Genomic DNA, 18,770 nt, shown 5'->3' with positions numbered 1-18,770 from the left:
CAGCAGGCCTTGCCTGACAACCCCAAGAAGACTTCAGGTGACGCGAGCAGAATGGAATGCCCCAACCACCACAGATGACACCCACCCCTGGTCGACGGCTCGATATTTGCGTGACGCAAACTGTGATTGCCAGTGCCCCACCTTCAGCACATCATTTCCTCTATAATGCCGGCGCGCTCGCATCCGGCCACTTCAAAACGGAGTGGGCGTGAATACATGCCGTTCTTTACCACTGCGTTAAACACAGAAAAGTACGTGAGTTTCTTGGAATACCGGATAATAAAATCGAAACAGTGTTCCTACGGCCAACTCTTGACCTTCATGATTTCCGGACTTAAGCGTAATTATTTCCTACAGCCAAATGCACCTGGACTGTTAATTCACCCGAAAGACCCGCGATTCCAATCACACCCTCTATTTTTCAATAGAGTGAGCCGTCCCCACTAACTGCACGAGAAAGCGCTAAATGAAGCTTCTCCTGATCACCAACTGCCCGACGATGGCAAGCTTTGCTGTCGAGAACGGCGTCGATCGTATCTTTGTTGATACAGAAATCAACGGCAAGCAGGCGCGCCAAGGCCACCTGAACACCGTCATCAGCAAGCACACGCTCGATGATGTGCGCCGTGTGAGGCCCGCCGTGCCTGCCGGGCGATTACTGGTGCGCATTAATCCGATCCATGAACACAGCCAGGCCGAGATCGACCAAGCGATCGATGCCGGCGCCGATATCCTGATGCTTCCCATGTTCAGGGGGGCCGCTGAGGTTCGTGCCTTTACTCAAGCAGTGAACGGCCGGGCACGGTGCAATCTGCTGGTCGAAACGGTGGGCGCTGCCAACTCGCTGGCTGAATGCGTGCAGGTGCCGGGTGTTGATGAGGTACATATCGGCCTTAACGACCTGCACTTGGAACAAGGCCTGGACTTCATGTTCGAGCTGGTGGCCAATGGCACGGTAGATGGGCTGGCCGCAGTGCTGCGCGAGGCTGAAGTGCCCTTCGGTATCGGCGGTTTGGCGCGTGTCGGCGACGGCATGCTGCCCGCAGAACTGCTGATCGCTGAACATGCGCGACTTGGCTCCAGTGCTGCGATTCTGTCCAGGGCGTTCCACCGCAACGCGTCGTCTGTTGCGCAGATTGAGGCCGAAATGGATTTTGCCGGCGAAGTGCAAAAACTTCGCGACGTCTATGAGCACTTTCTGCACGCGACGCCGGAGCAGCTCCAGACTGCCCACACGAGCGTGCAGGCCGGCGTGCAAGCCATTGTCACGTCCATTCGTGCACGCAGGGCGAACGGCTGAATGATGACGCAGGGACAGCGCAGTTTACTCAGTGCCGGTTTGTTTCTGAGCCTGGCATTGATGGCCGGCCGCTTGGCCGGTTTCGGCCGAGAGATATTGCTGGCATCGTCGCTGGGTTTGTCTGAACAAGCGGACATCGCAATCGTGTTATTGACGGTGCCTGACTTGCTGGTCAACCTCCTCCTTTCCGGCGGCATCGGTGTCGCCCTGGTGCCCGCGCTGCGTGCGGCGAACCCCGCACAGGCCGCAGCGCTTTTCAAGCAGGCTTCATTCGCGTTCGGCGCAGTATTTGCGCTGCTGGGGCTGTGTTTTGCGTTGGCGCCATCGGTGTGGTTATGGCTGTTTGCCCCGGGCCTTCAAGGTGCGACGCATTGGCTGGACGGCTGGATGATCTACGCCATTGCATTGGCCATTCCACTCGCCGCACTGTCCGGGGTCAGCACCGCTGCACTTAATGCTCGGGACCGTTTCTTCATCGCCGGGTGCGGCACGCTGCTTTTCAATCTTTGCGTCATCGCCGCGCTACTACTGGCAATGTTTTGGGGCCATGGCTACCTGGCCTTGCTGTGTGCAGGCATTCTGACCGGGGCTTTGCTGCGCTGGACCAGCCAGTGGATGGCCCTGCGCACAGGTGCTCCCCAGGTACTGCATGCCCATCAAGGCCTGCTGCTGGATCGGCGCCTGGTACACGGCTTCATAGCCGGGCTGGCCTCCGCATCCCTGCTAATCCTCGTACCGGTCGCCCTGCGTGCCGGCGCGAGCTGGTTGGGCAAGGGCGAGTTGGCGGCATTCAACTATGCGATAAAACTTGTCGAACTGCCGCTGGGCATTCTGATTACAACACTCGCTACCGTGGCGTTTCCGCGACTCAGCGAAGCCCACGAGCAGAACGACGTCGCGACGTTCGATGCCATCCTGCGCTCGGGGCTCAATCGCTCATGGGTACTGTCCGTTGCGGTGGTGCTGTGCGGCTTTCCATTTGTGGATGCGGTGGTGGCCATCCTGTTCGGAGCGGGCCGTGTCGGCGCGCAAGGGCAAGCTCACATCACCGCACTGACTCAGATCGCATTGCTGAGCGTCCCATGGGTAGGCATCGCCAGCCTCGCAGCCGCTGCACTCAATGCACGCCGGTTGCCGGCATTGGTACTGCGCCGCACGGTCGTGATCATGCTGATACTTCCGCTGCTGTGCCTGCCCGGGCTGCTGACGGGCAAGCCTGCCCTGCTGATGGGAGCACTCCCGGTATTTCACTTCATCCTCGCTATCAGCCTTATGCAGGCGGCAAGCCGGGGCGGCATACGACCCGATCGCGCGCAGTCGTGTAGAATTTTGCTGTGTTTGGCCACCATCGGCTGCGTGGCGCTGGTTGGCTGGCTGTGTGATGTACTGGCGTTGAAACCACTCGCCCAGCTATTGCCTGGCCCCCTTGTTTTTTGGCGTACCCTGCTCGCAGGCGCAGTCTTTGCGTGCGCGGTGGCTGCTGGTTTATTGGTATTGCGTTCCGCTGACAGGATTAGGAGATAACGTGAAAAGGCTTTTTGACTTGCTCTGCGCTACCGGGGCGATTGTGGCGTTATCGCCTGTCTTGCTTGGAGTTGCAGCAGCCATCTATATCTCCGACTCCGGTCACGTGCTGTTCAAACAGCGGCGAGTCGGGCGTGGGGGCCGAGAGTTTTTCATCTATAAGTTCCGCAGCATGGTACTCAATGCCGAAAGCCTTGGCGGCTACTCCACTGCCGACGGCGACCCACGCATCACCCGAATAGGCCGATTCATCCGGCGCACCAGCCTGGATGAGCTGCCACAGTTGTTCAATGTGCTGCTGGGAGACATGAGCCTGGTCGGGCCGCGCCCGGATGTGCCAGCGCAACGACCGCTGTACACCGATGAAGAATGGCGCATCCGGCACAGCGTCAGACCCGGCATCACGGGGCTTGCGCAAGCAACCCTGCGCTCGGCCGCCACCGACCAACAGCGCAAGCAATTGGATCTGCAATATGTCCAAGAGGCGTCGCTGATGAAGGATATTGAAATCATCGCACTGACGTTCAAACAAGTTTTTGGAAAGGGCGGCAACTGAAATGTGCGGAATTTTTGGCTATTTTAATCGCCGTGGCGAGTCGCTGGCTCCAGACACCGTGCGTGCCATGGGCGACTCCATTCGTCATCGCGGCCCCGATGACCAGGGCATATTCAGCGCGCCGGGCGTGGCACTGGGTAATCAGCGCCTGTCTATCATCGACCTGGCAGGCGGCAACCAGCCGTTCATTTCCGACGACGCAAACATCGTCGTTGTGCAAAATGGTGAAATATTCAACCACCTTGAGCTGGCTGAAGAACTGGCCGGCACGGCTTACGCCTGTCGCTCGCACTCGGACACCGAGGTATTGCTGCGCCTCTATGAGCGCGACGGCATATCGTTTGTAGACAAGCTCAATGGCATGTTCGCCATTGCCATCTACGATGCCCGCGAGCAGGCGGTGTATCTGGTGCGCGATCGAATCGGCGTCAAACCGCTGTATGTCCACGATGATGGCGTGCAAATCACCTTCGCCTCAGAGATCAAATCGATACTGAAGTCCGGCATGCCCCGCCCCGCCATGGATGAAGAGGCGCTGCACCACTACCTCACATTCAACTACGTGCCAGCCCCCTTCACGCTGTATCAAGGCGTGCGTCACCTGATGCCGGGGCATCTGATGAAGATCACTGCGAATGAAACCCAGGTTTCACGCTGGTGGGACCTGGCCGCCATTCAACCCGTTCACGGGCGTAGCGAAGAGGAATGGATCGAAGAGTTCAACACCATTCTGGATGATGCCGTACGTTTGCGACTGCGTTGCGACGTGCCGTTTGGCGCATTCCTGTCCGGCGGCGTGGATTCGAGCACCATCGTCGGCTTGATGGCCCGGCATATGAGCGAGCCGGTAAAGACCTTCTGCATTGGCTTCGACGACCCACGCTTCGATGAGTCGGCCTATGCCCAGGAAGCTGCTGAGCGGTTTGGCGCCCAACATGTCATGGAACGAGTGGAGCCGGACATGCTGGACCTGTGGCCGATGGCAACTTATCACTGCGACCAACCCCACGGTGATGTGTCCTTCCTGCCAACCTATCGTGTATCCGCACTGGCAGCCGAGCATGTGAAAGTCGTGCTGACCGGCGATGGCGGCGACGAATTGTTCGCCGGTTATGACAAGCACCGTGATTTTTTTGCGCAGCCTGAAGCAGCGACATGGTCTGACGAAGAATTCCAGCGCAACTATTTCGACAGCATTTCGCTACTCAATCACCAAGGTAAGCAGGCGCTGTACACGCCAGAACTGGCGGCCCGACTGGACGGCGTCGACTCCTTTGACGTAGCAGCGCCGTATTTCAAGGCCGTCGCGCACCAGGATCGCATCAACCAGGCCCTGTACCTGGACATGCAACTGCTGCTGTCCGGCAACAATCTGGTCAAACCCGACCGCATGGGCATGGCCGTGTCGCTTGAAGCGCGCACGCCCTTTCTGGACTACCGCATGATGGAGTTCGCCTTCCGCATGCCCGGCTCACTCAAGCTCAAGGATGGCATTACCAAATATCTGTACAAAAAAGCGGTAGCCCCTTTAATTGGTGACAATTTGGCCTATCGTAAAAAACAGATGTTCACAGTGCCGGTGGGTGAGTGGTTCAAAACAACAAAGGCTGACTACTGCCGGGAAAACATGCCAGTCGGCGTGTTTGACGAAGCAGCCATGGCCCGGATGAATGAAGCCCACATTTGCGGTGAGCAAAACAACACACGGGAGATTCGCGCGCTCATTGCCCTGAATCACTGGCAGAAAAACTGTTAGGCCTGCTGAATGAAAGTACGCGTCTCAACGCTGGTCATCCTGTCAGTCATGGCGGCCCTTACACTGTCCGGCGTAAAGGAGTTCTCGGCCTGGCCGCAGGTTTTGGACCTGTGGAAGGAACGAGCTACGCTCGAGTCGCTGGTGGGACACCCGCACCTGTTCCGCTACTTAGTGGCCTATCCGGGCTTGCTGCTTGAGAATGCCTATCCGGGGCTGGGGTTTTCGCTGTACTGCTGCCTGTACATGGTGCTCAACGCATCGGTATGGTCTGCCATCGTGCGTAAAACCCAGCTTGCCAGCCCGCCTTACCTGATATGGGGCGCCTTCTTTCTCGCCCACATGCTCATGAATGGCCGCGGCGTGATCGCCTGGAGCGCTTGGCTGCTTTGCGTGTCGTTATGCATTGATTTGAGCAAAGCCACACTGCGAGTCAAATGGCCTGTACTGCGGGGCGCAATCGCGTGCCTGCTGGGGGCGGTGAGCACAGGGGTGTTTGTAATCGTGCTTTTTGCGATCTTCGTGTTCTTTCTCGACCGCTGGAGAAACGGAGGGGTCAAGCTCAAGAACCTCAGGAGCCTGCTGGTCCTCTTGATGCTGGCACCCTGCTGCTACGTGTTCATGTCGTATTTTCTTCTCGCGATCGATAAGAACCTGGACTACTTCGGGGGCGGCCTGCATGGCCTGGTTCAAATGCTGGGGCACGGGATGGGCAAGATCTTCCTTTCCCACGATGGCCTGGATACAGGCCTGAGGCCAGGCATGACGATTGCGCTGCTACTGGCTATTCCAATCGGCAGCCTTGCAGGCATGCTGTTTTTCTTCGGCCCTCCCATACGGCCGATCCGCAAACTGCTGGTCATTTCAATTGCAGGGGGCCTCTTCGGTTTCACGGTGTTGACGCTTGCCATCCCACTGCTCCTTTGTGAGGCTGGCAACGCTACACGATGGACACTTAGATTTCTGGGGCTGCGACACCATCCTGCGCCGCAGGACCAATGATCACGCCCCTTTAAGGCTTTTATCTGACGCCCTGGAGCGTTCGCGCCCTTGAGCAACCCGTTACTCAAATGGGGGTGGCAGCTAAACGCAATGAAAACTGGGTCGGCGCGTGCCAGGCCTGCTGAATTTGAGAGCGCCATTGATGACTGCTAATGATGTTGTATCCGCTACGGGCTCACCAGTAGCGGCCAAAAAGCCCATTTTGCTGGTTGCGTATGGCGGCGGACATGTCGCAATGCTGGCACCGGTGGCCCGCAGCTTGATAGCGCGTGGACACACGCTGGTTTTTCTCGCACTGACCACCGCCGGGGCTTACCTGGAGCGTGCCGGGATTCCATTCATTGGCTACCAGGACTTCCCTGAAGCAGGCAATTGCGACGCCGTCGCCTGGGGGCAAGAACTGACACGAGAAATGCCCTCCGGTGGCAGCGTGCCACTGAGCGAATCAATCGCCTATATGGGCCTTAACTACCGGGAACTGGTCGCCGAACATGGCCCGCAAGGCGCAGCGCAGCTGTTCGCTGAAAAAGGCCGCCAAGCCTTTTGCCCGGTCGGGCTGTTCAAACGATGGCTGCACGAGCTGAACCCTTCGCTGGTGATCGCGACCAATTCGCCGCGCAGCGAACAGGCGGTGCTTGAGGCCGCCAGCGCGCTTGGGATCGCATCGATCTGTGCCGTGGATATTTTCGGGCTGCAAGAGATTCAGTGGATAAAAAAACCTGGCTACGCGAGTCGGATCTGCGTTCTCAACGAACAGATCAGAGACATGTTCGTGTCCGAAGGCTGCCGTGCCGAAACCGTGTTGGTGACCGGCAATCCGGCGTTCGAGCGGTTGCAACAGCCCCAAGCGCGCGAAGCCGGCCGCGCCATGCGCAACACCAAAGGCTGGGCGCAAGATGAAACCGTTATTCTCTGGGCCTCACAGGTGGAGCCCGAGCGACACCCATTTGTGCCGCGTACCGGTGACCCGACGCTGCCCCGTCGAATCGAGACAAGCCTGCGCGACTTTGTTAAAGGCAATGGAAGTTACCGACTGGTGGTGCGCTATCACCCAAGCGAGCGCGTCCAGTTCCAGCCAGGACAAGCACGTGTTGATTTAAGCCCATCCAGCGAAGACCTTGCCACGCTGCTGCACGCCGTCGACATCGTCGTCGTAACCTGCTCCACCGTAGGGCTTGAGGCACACCTGGCGGGCCGGCCAGTGCTTGCGGTGGCGGGCTCCGTGTTCTCACAGGACTCTCCGTACGCACAAATGGGCATTGCGGTCGAAGTCGCATTGCCAGACCAATTGGCCGAGGCGCTCGCCAACGTGTCGCCACAGGCATTGCCCGTTGCGACTCACAAGCGCAGCACCAGCGCGACAAACAACCTGGTTGCAGTGGCCGAATCATTGCTGGGCTCGCACGTTTAAGCAGGCCGAGCAAAAGAGCCCCCCCTTGAAGCGCCTGCCAAACATTGCGATCGGCAGGCGCTTCAGACATCACGTTACCCCGTCCTACTGATACGACCCTGCGCCCCCCCCCATCAGCGCCGCATTGATTGCACTGATGATTACTATCGAGAGGAGCGCCTGCTCGATTGCGACAACCGATTTATATAATCGCCTGCAGATTTCCCCGCACAGCTTCTGGCTACACGCCCCCTCTTGGAACCGAACACCATGCCAACCGCCTCCCAGCGCCCTCGCGGCCGCCCCGAACACAATCAACAAAGCGTCAAACAACAGTGGCTGGCCATACTCTCGGTCGCTGTGGGCGCCTTCGCCTTGGTGACCAGTGAATTCCTGCCGGTGGGCGTACTCAACGACGTCGCCAGTGACCTGGGCATCAGTGCCGGTCACGCAGGCCTGATGGTGACCCTGCCCGGCATCATGGCCGCCCTCGCCGCGCCGTTGCTGTCGGTTTTCATTGGCACCATGGACCGTCGCTATCTGCTGATCAGCCTGACGCTGATCATGATCATCGCCAACTCGGTCGTGGCCTATGCCAGCGACTTCAGCCTGCTGCTGTTCGGCCGCGTACTGCTGGGTATCAGTATTGGCGGGTTCTGGGCAACGGCGATCGCCCTCAGCGGCCGCCTGGCACCCAAGGGCGTGGGCGTAGCGAAGGCCACGTCCATCATCATGATGGGAGTGACCCTGGCCACCGTGCTGGGCGTGCCCGTAGGCACTTGGCTCAGCGGCCTGATGGGCTGGCGCATGACCTTCCTGGTCACCGCGCTGGTGGGCGTGCCGGTGCTGCTGGCGCAGGTCTTGCTGCTACCCCGGCTCACCCCCGAAAAGGCCATTCGCGTCAGCGACCTGCCGGCCCTGTTTATCAACCCACAAGCCCGGGTTGGTTTGATCGCCGTGTTGCTGATCGGCTTGGCGCACTTTGCCGCCTACACCTATGTCGCGCCGTTCTTCAAACAGAGCGCCGGCTTCGACGGGCCGACCATTGGCTCATTGCTACTCCTCTACGGCGCAGCAGGCGTGATGGGTAACGTCTTCGCCGGCTTCGCCGCCAACCGCAGCGTGCGCCACACCTTACTGCTGGTGGCGCTGATGATCGGCACCAGCACCGCCCTGTTCCCCCACTTCGCCACCGGCATGACCGGCGCCGCGATGCTGATCGCACTCTGGGGCTTCGCTTTCGGCGCCTTCCCGGCCTGCGCCAGCATCTGGATGTTTGTCGTAGCGCCCAAGGATGTCGAACGCGGCATGCCCCTGTTCGTGGCCTTGTTCCAGGTGATCATCGCACTGGGCTCATTCTTCGGTGGGCAGATCGTCGATCAGATGGGCAGCGCAGTGCTGTTGAGCCTGGCCACGGCATTGGTGGGCGCGGGGTTTGTGACGGTGTTGGTGTTGGGGCGTAAGGTGAGTAATAGCTTGGTGGCTCAACCCGCCTAGTTAGACAGCGCCGACTAAAAAGCCTGCTGATCATTGAGTTCAGCAGGCTTTTTCAGTTTTGGGGCTGGGCCATTTAAGCAGCAATCGCGATTGGGCCAAGCCTCGTAATAAGCGCTCGCACATTGAAGCTTGTGCACTTATACCTCTGAGCTAGCATCGAGAGAGTCGCCGACGTGGCGACGTGACAAGGAGGCTATATGCCAACCAAGTATCGTGATGCGGTTACAGGAGAGTACGTGACAGAGGCTGAGGCGAAGAAAAGGCCGAGGGAAACGGTGAAAGAAACGGATAAAAAAACACCGTCGAAGCCCAAGGGCAAAAAGTAGGGTTGTCTGCACCCATAACGAGTAAAACGCTTGCGACGAGGTTGCACAATCAACTAAAAACGAAAAAGCCCCGTAGCTTATTCAGCTACGGGGCTTTTTCTATGTAATGGCGGAGAGATAGGGACGCTCTGCGAAATACTCTGCAGCACCCGAAACACCAGCACTACGAGGGCTACCGCTGAGTTTTGGTACAAAATACTGGTACAAAAAGTACTATTTCCGCTGGGTAGGTCAATCGGCGATCAGGCCTCTAGTCCTCCAGCGTGCGCGAACAAATCTCTCAAACACATACCCATTATCAAGAGTCAGCCTGTCGGCGTGGTCGCAGACAATGACCTGTGGCATCACACCGGTTTCCTTAAGCGTCTCATCACAGAACCGAGCAAGCTCGGTGAACATTTCCGAGACCGCGCTCACATCGTCGTCGAGCGTCTTTCCGGTCTTTCTGTCCCCACGAAGGTCAGCAGCCTTGAAATCTTCGGCATCATCGGTTGACGGGAAATACACCTGCGTGGGCTGATCTAGGAACAGAATGGGCGGAATCTTGCACTTTGCGTCATGAGCTGCGAATTGATAATGCAATGCCATGAACAGTGTCAAATGGGAATACAACCAGTTTGCGCCGCTCCCCATTGAGCGCAGGAATATTTTCTTGGGGAACCCACCGTCACTAGGCTTCTCATGCCAAAGATCAAATGTATCAACATCAAATTTTAAAGATCCTGTCCTATACGTTTCTTCGAAATCAAATCTGCTCCCAAACAACTTCATTTTCTTGTTGATATCATTTGTGAGGGCCCATAGTTTTGATTCGACATCAAACTTGGCCATCAGCCCTTCGAGTTCCTCAACCCGCTTCTGCCAGTGCTCAACCATACCTGCCATCTGGGAAGGCGGCTGCTCGATACAACGTTCAATAGCCAGCTCCAACTTGAGCTTGGCCTTTTGAGCCGAGGCGTCAACGGATTTGGATTTATCCAGCCGTTCGGCCTCCTCATCCAGCGGTTTCAGGGCCTTCTGAACGACATCCAACTGCTGACGCAGCTCTTTGATTTCACCGTCTACCACCCGGCGCTCTTCACCAAATCCTTCGCGCGCGTATGTGGAAAGCTTCAGTTCCTCATTAAGCCAGTGGATGGCAGCAGAAAGCTTATTGGCCTCATCTTCCGCAACATCGGATTGTGAGGCACAGACTGGGCATACCGTCTCCTCTAGACTGGCAGACTTAGGGATCGCAAGTGAGGTCAAGGACTCCCCAAATCCCGATGCCTGCTCCGTGGACACCTTCAATAGATAACGTTTGTTCAAGGCTTTCTGGATGCAGGCCATCAGATCGGCTTTCTTGACCTGCAGCTCTGCCCGTTTGGTTTCAAACGCATTTGACAGGCCATCAACCCTAACAGCTATACCAGTCAGATGAGTAAGCGCCGCTTTGGGTTTGCGCCAGATATCATCAGGAGTCAGATCCGTTAGTTTCTGGCCAGCCAGTGCCTCGTATTCTGCGAGGTAACGGGCGAATTCTGCGAGGAAATCTGCCTCGATCTTTTCCTGCTTGGGTACCTGGGCGAGCGCCCTTTTCAACTCGTAGTAGGCCTCCGTATGCTCCTTGGCAAGGTCAAAATAGTCCTCACCGACGATCCCCATAAATATCTTGAAATGCTCGATCGCTTGGTCGCGCTTTCGCTTTTCCTCGAATCGATAGAAGATCGCATGCTTGTTTGCGACCAGGTTTTGATGCTGCAGCATGAAGGACGAAAAGCTACGAACCGAAGGTGTGGCGCTTTTTTTGCCCGTGATGTCTTTGAGCAATGGGTCAACGTCGATGTTTTCGAGCGTCACCTGAAAATACCGACCCAGGCTCTTGAGAAACTCATCCCGGTGCTGGAAAAACGACGGGGCGAAAAACGCGCTTGCGTCCTCTATAAGCGTATGTACATCGTCAATGGCTGGCCCATAAACCTCGCGAATGAAGCAACGTTTCGTCCCTAGTAGCCGTCCAATGACTACGACAACGGTCTGGAACCGCAGGGCTGTAAAAAACAGCTTGGCCCGCTCGGTGATGACGCCTTCTGGTATCGTATCTTCGGAGCTGCCCATGCAGAAATCGAAAATATCAAGAATGGCACTCTTACCCTTGGATGACTTTCCGGTAATGATATTCAGTCCCGGCTCAAAAGGCACAGAATGAACCACGTCATCTTGGTCAACCACCCCGATGTATCTTACATAGCACTTCATAACGACTTGAGCCCCAACATCCTGTAAATAGAGACGACGCTTTCGTCAGAAAACACCATTGCCAATTTCTTGCTGTATCTAAGCAAATTTTTATCAGCGTTCCCCAACCGAAGCTTGTTGATGGAAAGCACCGACATCTCTGGTGTGACTTCCAGACTCTTTTCGGCTGTCAATATCAGCAACGCAGCATTGGTGATGGGTTTGAGCTCTTGAACGCGCAGTGCTAACCCGAGCAGCCTGCCAGTGTCGGAAGTCATCGTCCTGACGGAGCTACTACGTTTGGCAAGGTGCAGAAATGACTGCATCGGTTTGTAAGTCACTAATGGGAGGACCAAGTAGCTCAGTAGTATGTCTTTTTCTCTCGACTCCCACTCATCGTAAAAGCTCTGAATTACTGGCGCCAAAGCGTACGGCGTCCTATGCAATGTGTAGAGATGATCCGAGGCCAAATTACTCATTCCATAGCCTCCAGTGAAACTCCTCGTCCTCATCGCCAGGCACATCGTCGGCTAGCATATGGTAAATACCATTGCGAAACTCGGTCATCGTGCTTTCCAAGCCACAGAACTGTTCAACATCCGTGGCATGCTGATCCAGATAAAATTTCATGGACTGGGTCTTGAGTTGCGTCGCGCAAGAGATCCCGAAGCACTCAAGCATCGCACTTTCCCGGCCATATAAATGACGCTCCAGATGATTATTGATGTATCGATCAACATCGCTCTTGAATAGCTCGCCGTCCGCATAGAGGTCAGAAATCGTTGTCTCAGCAACAAGACGGTGCAAAGCTGCCCTCTTAAGGAAATGTTCCCCACCAATCCCAACTATTTTTCTAGCAAACAACTTAGGTTTGATCTGCTCAATATCGATCGATTTCTTGAGCGCAGCCACATCCACCGGTGGGAAGGTGGTCGGGTGCTTCATGTGGAGCTTGGTGAGCTCGGTCAACTTGTTGGTAAAAGCTTCATGGGTGATTTTCCACCCCTTCTGCACGAGCTCGGTGCTGCTCATGAAGCCAAGGAGGTCATCGATAAACCTTTGGTGCTTAGAAAGGCGAATGATCTTGAGGTTGGTTGTCACGAATTTTTCTAGACGGTGTGCCAGTGAATCTGCGCCCGTTGTTATCCGCATCCGCTCAAGAATATCCATCAGATCAGCGCGACGCTCGGCGGCCATCACATACTGCTGCAGAGATTGAACCTTGGAGAGTTTCACAGCATCAGGATCATGATTTTTTGCAGTCGGCGTCACCACTTTCTTGACCGGCTGCGAGGCTGCGAAAATGGTCTCCAAAACCTCAAGCCTCGCGGTTGGAGATATCTCATTCCATCCCTTCAGCAGAGTCTGATCACCAAATTCCTGGGTAGTGAGCAATACCAAGCTCTGGTAGGAAGTGCGGTCAAAGTTCTCATGCAGCCAGTTCTTAAGGGTGTTCCAGAGGTTGGTGTGGCTATCGGTCAACTTGCCCGTGTACAGCTTGACCTCTGTCTGATTGACACCTGGGACGGTCACATCACCAAAGACCTCAAGCCAAAGACACTGCCCTGGTTGCAAGGCATAGCAATAGTCAACCGCAACTAATAGCTGATATTGGAGTGCTTTGAAGAGAAGTGTGGCATCGAAAGGCAGCTGAGAATCACTAGTTGCAGCTGACGGGAAAGGTTGCGTCGTATCCATACATTTTCCACATTATGGCTTCTTCCTTGACCACCGATCCGTCTGACATAAAGGGCGCAGCCATAGCTTGGTCTGAGCCTCAAGGTCCCCTAGGAACCTGTGAGCCGGTGGGATAAGGCATGGAGCCCGCTATGCTATAACTGTATAAAAATACAGCACTAATCACTCGATCAGATATATAGTATCAGCTTGGAAAACATGCGGTATCAAAAAGCCATTCCGGCTGATTGGCACTGATACTCAGCGAAGCGTTAGCGGGACGGTTATCGCCATCACCCACGATACTGGTTGTTTTGTAGATATCGCTCCGCTGCGGCCCCTAGACAGAAACGGATAGTAGTAAAAAAGCCTGGCCACCGCTGCTGTAAAAAACGGCCCGCCAACTCATCCATACCTTGTTGTGGTGTTTTCGCAGCATCACGCAGTCGCTTTTTGTTACGCTCAATATTCCAAAGTACGCTCTTCCGAGCCTCACACAAACGGTCACAGTTTAGATTCAGCATGTTGATCGTGTGCTCTACCAGCGCCTGAGTAGTAGGATGTTTGTTTCCCTCCATGCTGACTTCCGAGCAACATTGCCCATCTGGCAACAATTCCCCAGTGCTTTTTTCTAGGAAAAATAGCCTGGGGAAAGCGGGCAAAGCCACCGGATTGATAATCCACCCCTCGCAGCATTCCTCCAGCCGATGGCTCTGAATCATTTTATCCTTGTGCGCATCGCAACTAAGGTTTTCAGGTAAAGGCTCTTTCGTATAAGGCAAGACGTGATGTCGTTGTGAACCGCCCATGCAGACAGCAATCATGTTCTGCCAGTCCAGTGCCCAGTTGTGAGGTGTTGCCCTGTCTGATTTGGGATGAAAGTGCTCGACGCGGCAGTGCGTCGGATCGAGACTTATGATCTCAATTTCACAGAATGCGCAGATGCCGCCTTGACCTTCAATCAGGCGTGGGCGAATAACGTCATAGACCGCACGCCCTTCTGCATCCTGACGCATCTCGTCCCAGCCAAACGTCGGATTGGCTTCTCGATAGGCTTTCAATTCATCAGGCTCGGCAGTTCTTGCCACCCGCTTCAATCGCCCAACTCCCATTTACGATTATCAATTTGCAAGTCAGCATCCAACAAAGCAGGTTCCTGCCCTTGATAGCGCCGATCCAATCGCTCGCGAAGCGTTTTTGCACGCTCACTGCTCCATTGGTCTCGATCAACTAACGCTAGGTACTCTTTTAATTCTTGTGTGGCAGCATTACCAGGCGGACGTACCTCTTCCAGCCCCAACACCTGCTTCAGCATTCGCTCCGGTTCCGAACCCTCCGTACCGGGCGGCGCCGAATAAACCTTATTACCCCGAAGAATACGAATAGACTCCGAAGGTACAGTCGTCAATACCTGTGGGCTGTGAGTGGTCACGATGAATTGAAGTCTGGGAAATGCATCTCTAAGCTGCGAAAGAATCGTCTGCTGCCATCGAGGATGAAGATGCATATCCACCTCATCAATGAGCACGATTCCTGGCGTAGACTTCGCGGCGTGGGCCCCTAGTTGGCCATTGAGCTTAGTTGCTCGAAATCCGATATCCGCAACCATGCCAATCATATTGCGAATACCATCACTCAATAACTCAACAGGAAGCTCACCGAAATCATCGTGATGGGCAACCAACGCATCCCGCGAGAACGAGTACTCGATATTCTTCCAACCGGCGGGTTCGAGGCATGCATTGACGGCAGCACTGACTGATTCGATATACCCGTCAAATTCGCTTACGACAGCCGTTTCTCTCAGCTCCAAGGCCTTGATACGCAGTTCTTTGGCATTAAAGTTCCAGTACCGGAACCACTCCACGAACGCTTTGTACTTGGATGCAGGGTCCAAGCAGTCGGTATACCCGACAGTGCGAGACGTCCGAACAATTTTCTCGGACCATGACTGCCTTTTCTGATTTTTCTGTTGCCACAATCGACCAGTGCCATAATAAGCGAGCAGAGGCAAGACCACATCGCTGCCTGGCGTACGAACAGCTTCCTGCATACGCTTGCCGTAATCTCTCAACTCCTTTGCGTCCTTGACCGACGTCTTGGTTTTAGTCGGGCCAGTGAGGCTCCGCCGCCATATTGATGGCAAATCATCTAGTCGCTCTGCGACGCTACCAGGGATCATACCTCTCGCTTCGAGTCTTACTCCCTTGGCGGAATACTCCATCTCATGGGTAACCGTGGTTCGCGCTCGGAGCTGACGAATGTCACTAGGCTCAAAATGTTTGCCAACAGCCTCATCGAAGGCCCCAACATAAGGCCCAAATGCTATTGCGATAGCGTCGAGAATCGATGTTTTACCTGCACCATTGCTCGCAACCAAAACGGTAAGTTCCGGATGAAAATCAATTTCGAGCGCATCAAAACAGCGGTAATCCCGCAAAGATAGCTGATTGAGTTTCACGGATTCTCCTGCAAAGTTAGGACGTTGAGCACGTGCAATCTAAGAGTTTACTCCGTTGGAGTGGGCATGGGGTGCCTGACGCTTATTAAACAAACGAAACGGATACCTCGCGGGATTTGACCAAGACTTCATACTAGATTCGTCAGATAAAATTAAGCAAAAAAAAGCCCCGATCCAAAAGATCAGGGCAATTTTCTTGGTACAAAGCGCTGGTACAAGATCGCCTTACCAAACCCTCATAACTTATTGATATATAAGGGCTTTTAATATGGCGGAGAGATAGGGATTCGAACCCTAGGTACCGGTGAAGGTACAACGGATTTCGAATCCGTCCCATTCGGCCACTCTGGCATCTCTCCAACGGCGCGCATCATAACAGCGTAGTTCAGGAAAGCAAAGCTCGAAGAGAGATTTTTTTCCGTGCTATCAGATGCTTGCGTCGATTAAAGCGGTACGCCGAGACGATTGGCGACTTCTTCGTAGGCTTCGATAACGTCACCGAGGCCTTGACGGAAGCGGTCTTTGTCCATCTTCTTCTTGGTGTCCTTGTCCCACAGGCGGCAGCCGTCCGGGCTGAATTCGTCGCCAAGGACGATGGAGCCGTCGTGGAATACGCCGAATTCGAGCTTGAAGTCCACCAGCAGCAGGCCGGCGTCGTCGAACAGCTTGTTCAGCACGTCGTTGACCTTGAGGGACAACTCCTTCATGCGCGCCAGCTGCTCAGCAGTGCCCCAGCCGAACGCCACGACGTGGGATTCGTTGATGAACGGGTCGCCCTTGGCGTCGTCCTTCAGGAACAGTTCGAAGGTGTAAGGGTTGAGCTTGAGGCCCTCTTCAACGCCCAGACGCTTGACCAGGCTGCCGGCGGCGTAGTTACGCACGACGCACTCGACAGGGATCATGTCCAGTTTCTTGACCAGGCACTCGTTGTCGCCCAGCAGTTTGTCGAATTGGGTCGGAATGCCGGCCTCTTCGAGTTTCTGCATGATGAAGGCGTTGAACTTGTTGTTCACCATGCCCTTGCGATCAAGTTGTTCGATGCGCTTGCCGTCGAACGCCGAGGTGTCGTTGCGAAACAGCAGGATCAGGCGGTTGGCGTCGTCGGTCTTGTAAACCGATTTGGCCTTGCCGCGGTAGAGTTCTTCACGTTTTTCCATGATGGGCTCCGCTTTGAGTGAGGTGGGCTAGGCGATATGTCGCCAGTCGAGCCCTGAATCTTGATCGGCCAGTTGCAGCCAGTCCGGGTCGCACCCTAGGGTGTCGACAAAACATTGCCGGGCAAGCGTCGGCAGGTTGTTCTTGCTGCTCAAGTGGGCCAGGACCAGGTGTTGCAGGTCTTGCCAGCCCAACTCATACACCAGGTACGCCGCCTGGTGGTTATTCAAATGTCCCAGTTCGCCGCCCACCCGCTGCTTGAGAAAGTAGGGGTAATGACCGCGAGCCAGCAGGTCTCGGCAGTGGTTGGACTCGATCATCAATGCATCGAGGTCGCGGTAACCATCCAGCACCCTGGAGCAGTAGGAACCCAGGTCGGTGAGCACGCCGAAGCGTCGCTCGCCATCACTGAAAACATACTGCGTAGGCTCTTGGGCGTCATGCGCCACGGCAATCACATCGATGCTCAAGGCACCGATTTGCAGTTGCTCGCCACCGGCCAGGAAACCTGCGGGTTCAATGGGTTTGCGCATCCCGCGCAAGGTGCCTCGACTGAGGTACACCGGAAGATTGTAGCGCCGAGACAGCAAACCCACGCCATGCACGTGGTCGGCATGTTCGTGGGTCACCAGAATCGCGCTCAGCTGCGAGGGGTGAACCCCCAGGCGCAGCAGGCGCCGCTCGGTTTCTTTTAACGAGAAACCACAATCCACCAGTACATACGTGTCGTCGTGGGCGACCAGCGTGCCGTTCCCTTGGCTACCGCTACCGAGAACAGCAAAACGCATTGGCTCAGCCCAGGTTGTCCTGAATCACGCCCAACACTTTGCGCGCTGTTTCAGCTGGCGCAACGGTGTTGATGTTCTTCTCGACGGTGACTTGAACGCTTTCGCCAACCTTGCTCAAACGAACCTGGTAACGCTCGGCACGGGTTTCGATTTCTTCCTTGGTCGGCGTGCTGCCGAACAGCTTGCCGAAGAAACCTGGCTCGTCATCTTTACGCTCGGCTTTTTCAGCCACGTTGATGTAGTACAGGCCCAGGCTGCGGTTGATGTCTTCAACACGCCAAGGGCCTTGCTCCAACGCGCGACCAACGCTGGCCCAGGCACGGTCCAGGTCTTCGCCGAGGTTCAGCACCACGTTGCCGCTGCCGTCTTCGGTGAGGCTGACGCGGCTCGGTGTGTCGTAATCACGTGCAGCGAGGAGGGAAACCGAACCGCCCTTCTCGGAGATACGGCTCATGCTGGCCAGCATCTCGTCAACCAATGCCGAATCGACACCGGTGTTGACCGAACGGTTGGTGAAATCGACGTTGGCGGTGCTGCCGGCAGGACGCTCGGCGCTTACCACATAGACTTCGCTGGTATTGCGTTGCACGCCTGGCTCAATGCGCACACGCACACGAGCTTCGCTGTCGGCGGCTACACCACCGGCTTGCAGGCGCTTGGCCATGGTGGCGGACAGCTCGCTGCCTTGCTGCCATGCAGTGGTGAATTCACCGGTCTGCGGGCGCTGCTCATCAATGCGAAAACCGTTGTCCTGGAAGAACTGAACCGCAACCGGCCAGACTTCGGCAGGTGGACGCTGAGCTACGATCCAGCGTGAATCACCGCTCTTTTGCAGGCTGTAGTCGCTTGCATCGGCCACGGCCGAGACCGGCTGTGGACGAGGCACTACGTACTCGCCCTTGGTGGTGTCGTCGGCAACGTTACGCGGGATCGGCAGCAGCGGGTCAAGGCGCTTGGCGACGTTGACGTCCGGTGGCAATTGCATCGGTTTGGTTGCTTGGGCTTCCAGGTAATCGCTACCGCGGTCACGGAAGTAGCCTTCCGGGCCCCAGATCCAACCGCAGCCACTGGTGCTGGAGATAATCAAGGCAAGTGCGGAAAGTCCGGCCAATCGCTTCATGCGT

The 18,770-nt window shown here is 55.8% G+C and carries 15 protein-coding genes and 1 tRNA gene; 7 read left to right on the top strand and 9 right to left on the bottom strand.

Features of this window, described 5'->3' with window-relative positions; genetic code table 11:
- Positions 1-466: 466 nt before the first annotated feature.
- The 7 genes from ICY20_RS03730 to ICY20_RS03700 all read left to right on the top strand — a co-directional run bounded on the left by ICY20_RS03730 (position 467) and on the right by ICY20_RS03700 (position 9,022).
- A complete protein-coding gene (locus ICY20_RS03730; RefSeq protein WP_159962145.1) occupies positions 467-1,300 on the top strand; it encodes an aldolase/citrate lyase family protein in 834 nt (277 codons plus the stop codon).
- A complete protein-coding gene (locus ICY20_RS03725) occupies positions 1,301-2,824 on the top strand; it encodes a lipid II flippase MurJ (protein ID WP_159962146.1) in 1,524 nt (507 codons plus the stop codon).
- 1 nt (position 2,825) lies between these two features.
- Complete coding sequence (locus tag ICY20_RS03720; RefSeq protein WP_159962147.1) at positions 2,826-3,380, top strand: sugar transferase; 555 nt, start codon at positions 2,826-2,828, stop codon at positions 3,378-3,380.
- Position 3,381: 1 nt separating this feature from the next.
- The gene (gene asnB / locus ICY20_RS03715) at positions 3,382-5,136 is read left to right on the top strand and encodes an asparagine synthase (glutamine-hydrolyzing) (RefSeq protein WP_194936953.1); all 1,755 of its coding nucleotides are present in this window, start codon (positions 3,382-3,384) and stop codon (positions 5,134-5,136) included.
- A gap of 9 nt (positions 5,137-5,145) precedes the next feature.
- Complete coding sequence (locus tag ICY20_RS03710) at positions 5,146-6,135, top strand: hypothetical protein (protein WP_159962149.1); 990 nt, start codon at positions 5,146-5,148, stop codon at positions 6,133-6,135.
- 142 nt (positions 6,136-6,277) lie between these two features.
- Positions 6,278-7,546, top strand: a complete 1,269-nt coding sequence (locus ICY20_RS03705; RefSeq protein ID WP_194936952.1) for a UDP-glycosyltransferase — start codon at positions 6,278-6,280, stop codon at positions 7,544-7,546.
- 249 nt (positions 7,547-7,795) lie between these two features.
- On the top strand, positions 7,796-9,022 hold the full coding sequence (locus ICY20_RS03700) for an MFS transporter (RefSeq protein WP_159962151.1): 1,227 nt from the start codon (positions 7,796-7,798) through the stop codon (positions 9,020-9,022).
- Positions 9,023-9,579: 557 nt separating this feature from the next.
- Here the strand turns inward: ICY20_RS03700 and ICY20_RS03695 are convergent.
- The 9 genes from ICY20_RS03695 to bamC all read right to left on the bottom strand — a co-directional run bounded on the left by ICY20_RS03695 (position 9,580) and on the right by bamC (position 18,766).
- Complete coding sequence (locus tag ICY20_RS03695) at positions 9,580-11,586, bottom strand: DUF3732 domain-containing protein (RefSeq protein ID WP_194936951.1); 2,007 nt, start codon at positions 11,584-11,586, stop codon at positions 9,580-9,582.
- A complete protein-coding gene (locus tag ICY20_RS03690; RefSeq protein WP_194936950.1) occupies positions 11,583-12,044 on the bottom strand; it encodes a three component ABC system middle component in 462 nt (153 codons plus the stop codon). Before ICY20_RS03690 ends, ICY20_RS03695 begins: the two co-directional genes overlap by 4 nt.
- Positions 12,037-13,263 carry a hypothetical protein gene (locus ICY20_RS03685; RefSeq protein WP_194936949.1) on the bottom strand — a complete coding sequence of 409 codons (1,227 nt, stop codon included), beginning with the start codon at positions 13,261-13,263 and terminating at the stop codon, positions 12,037-12,039. The genes ICY20_RS03690 and ICY20_RS03685 overlap by 8 nt, the downstream gene beginning before the upstream one ends.
- A gap of 272 nt (positions 13,264-13,535) precedes the next feature.
- The gene (locus ICY20_RS03680; RefSeq protein WP_324187948.1) at positions 13,536-14,330 is read right to left on the bottom strand and encodes a retron system putative HNH endonuclease; all 795 of its coding nucleotides are present in this window, start codon (positions 14,328-14,330) and stop codon (positions 13,536-13,538) included.
- A gap of 5 nt (positions 14,331-14,335) precedes the next feature.
- The gene (locus ICY20_RS28300) at positions 14,336-15,703 is read right to left on the bottom strand and encodes an AAA family ATPase (protein ID WP_194936947.1); all 1,368 of its coding nucleotides are present in this window, start codon (positions 15,701-15,703) and stop codon (positions 14,336-14,338) included.
- Between the two features lie 269 nt (positions 15,704-15,972).
- Positions 15,973-16,062, bottom strand: a tRNA-Ser gene (locus tag ICY20_RS03670).
- A gap of 84 nt (positions 16,063-16,146) precedes the next feature.
- Entirely contained in the window at positions 16,147-16,860 is a 714-nt protein-coding gene (purC, locus tag ICY20_RS03665) for a phosphoribosylaminoimidazolesuccinocarboxamide synthase (protein ID WP_017736329.1), read from the bottom strand.
- Positions 16,861-16,887: 27 nt separating this feature from the next.
- Positions 16,888-17,646 carry an MBL fold metallo-hydrolase gene (locus ICY20_RS03660; protein WP_159962152.1) on the bottom strand — a complete coding sequence of 253 codons (759 nt, stop codon included), beginning with the start codon at positions 17,644-17,646 and terminating at the stop codon, positions 16,888-16,890.
- A gap of 4 nt (positions 17,647-17,650) precedes the next feature.
- Positions 17,651-18,766 carry an outer membrane protein assembly factor BamC gene (gene bamC / locus ICY20_RS03655; protein WP_159962153.1) on the bottom strand — a complete coding sequence of 372 codons (1,116 nt, stop codon included), beginning with the start codon at positions 18,764-18,766 and terminating at the stop codon, positions 17,651-17,653.
- Positions 18,767-18,770: the final 4 nt, after the last annotated feature.

It is taken from the genome of Pseudomonas pisciculturae, from assembly GCF_015461805.1.
Taxonomy (GTDB): Bacteria; Pseudomonadota; Gammaproteobacteria; order Pseudomonadales; family Pseudomonadaceae; genus Aquipseudomonas; species Aquipseudomonas pisciculturae.
This window is presented reverse-complemented; position numbering and strand designations above follow the sequence as displayed.

Bases quoted from the DNA above. Each gene is read 5' to 3' on its own strand.
- ICY20_RS03660 (WP_159962152.1), bottom strand. From the start codon at position 17,646: ATGCGTTTTGCTGTTCTCGGTAGCGGTAGCCAAGGGAACGGCACGCTG.
- ICY20_RS03730 (WP_159962145.1), top strand. From the start codon at position 467: ATGAAGCTTCTCCTGATCACCAACTGCCCGACGATGGCAAGCTTTGCT.
- ICY20_RS03690 (WP_194936950.1), bottom strand. From the start codon at position 12,044: ATGAGTAATTTGGCCTCGGATCATCTCTACACATTGCATAGGACGCCG.
- asnB (WP_194936953.1), top strand. From the start codon at position 3,382: ATGTGCGGAATTTTTGGCTATTTTAATCGCCGTGGCGAGTCGCTGGCT.
- ICY20_RS03725 (WP_159962146.1), top strand. From the start codon at position 1,301: ATGATGACGCAGGGACAGCGCAGTTTACTCAGTGCCGGTTTGTTTCTG.
- ICY20_RS03705 (WP_194936952.1), top strand. From the start codon at position 6,278: ATGACTGCTAATGATGTTGTATCCGCTACGGGCTCACCAGTAGCGGCC.
- ICY20_RS03710 (WP_159962149.1), top strand. From the start codon at position 5,146: ATGAAAGTACGCGTCTCAACGCTGGTCATCCTGTCAGTCATGGCGGCC.
- purC (WP_017736329.1), bottom strand. From the start codon at position 16,860: ATGGAAAAACGTGAAGAACTCTACCGCGGCAAGGCCAAATCGGTTTAC.
- ICY20_RS03685 (WP_194936949.1), bottom strand. From the start codon at position 13,263: ATGGATACGACGCAACCTTTCCCGTCAGCTGCAACTAGTGATTCTCAG.
- ICY20_RS03700 (WP_159962151.1), top strand. From the start codon at position 7,796: ATGCCAACCGCCTCCCAGCGCCCTCGCGGCCGCCCCGAACACAATCAA.
- ICY20_RS03695 (WP_194936951.1), bottom strand. From the start codon at position 11,586: ATGAAGTGCTATGTAAGATACATCGGGGTGGTTGACCAAGATGACGTG.
- bamC (WP_159962153.1), bottom strand. From the start codon at position 18,766: ATGAAGCGATTGGCCGGACTTTCCGCACTTGCCTTGATTATCTCCAGC.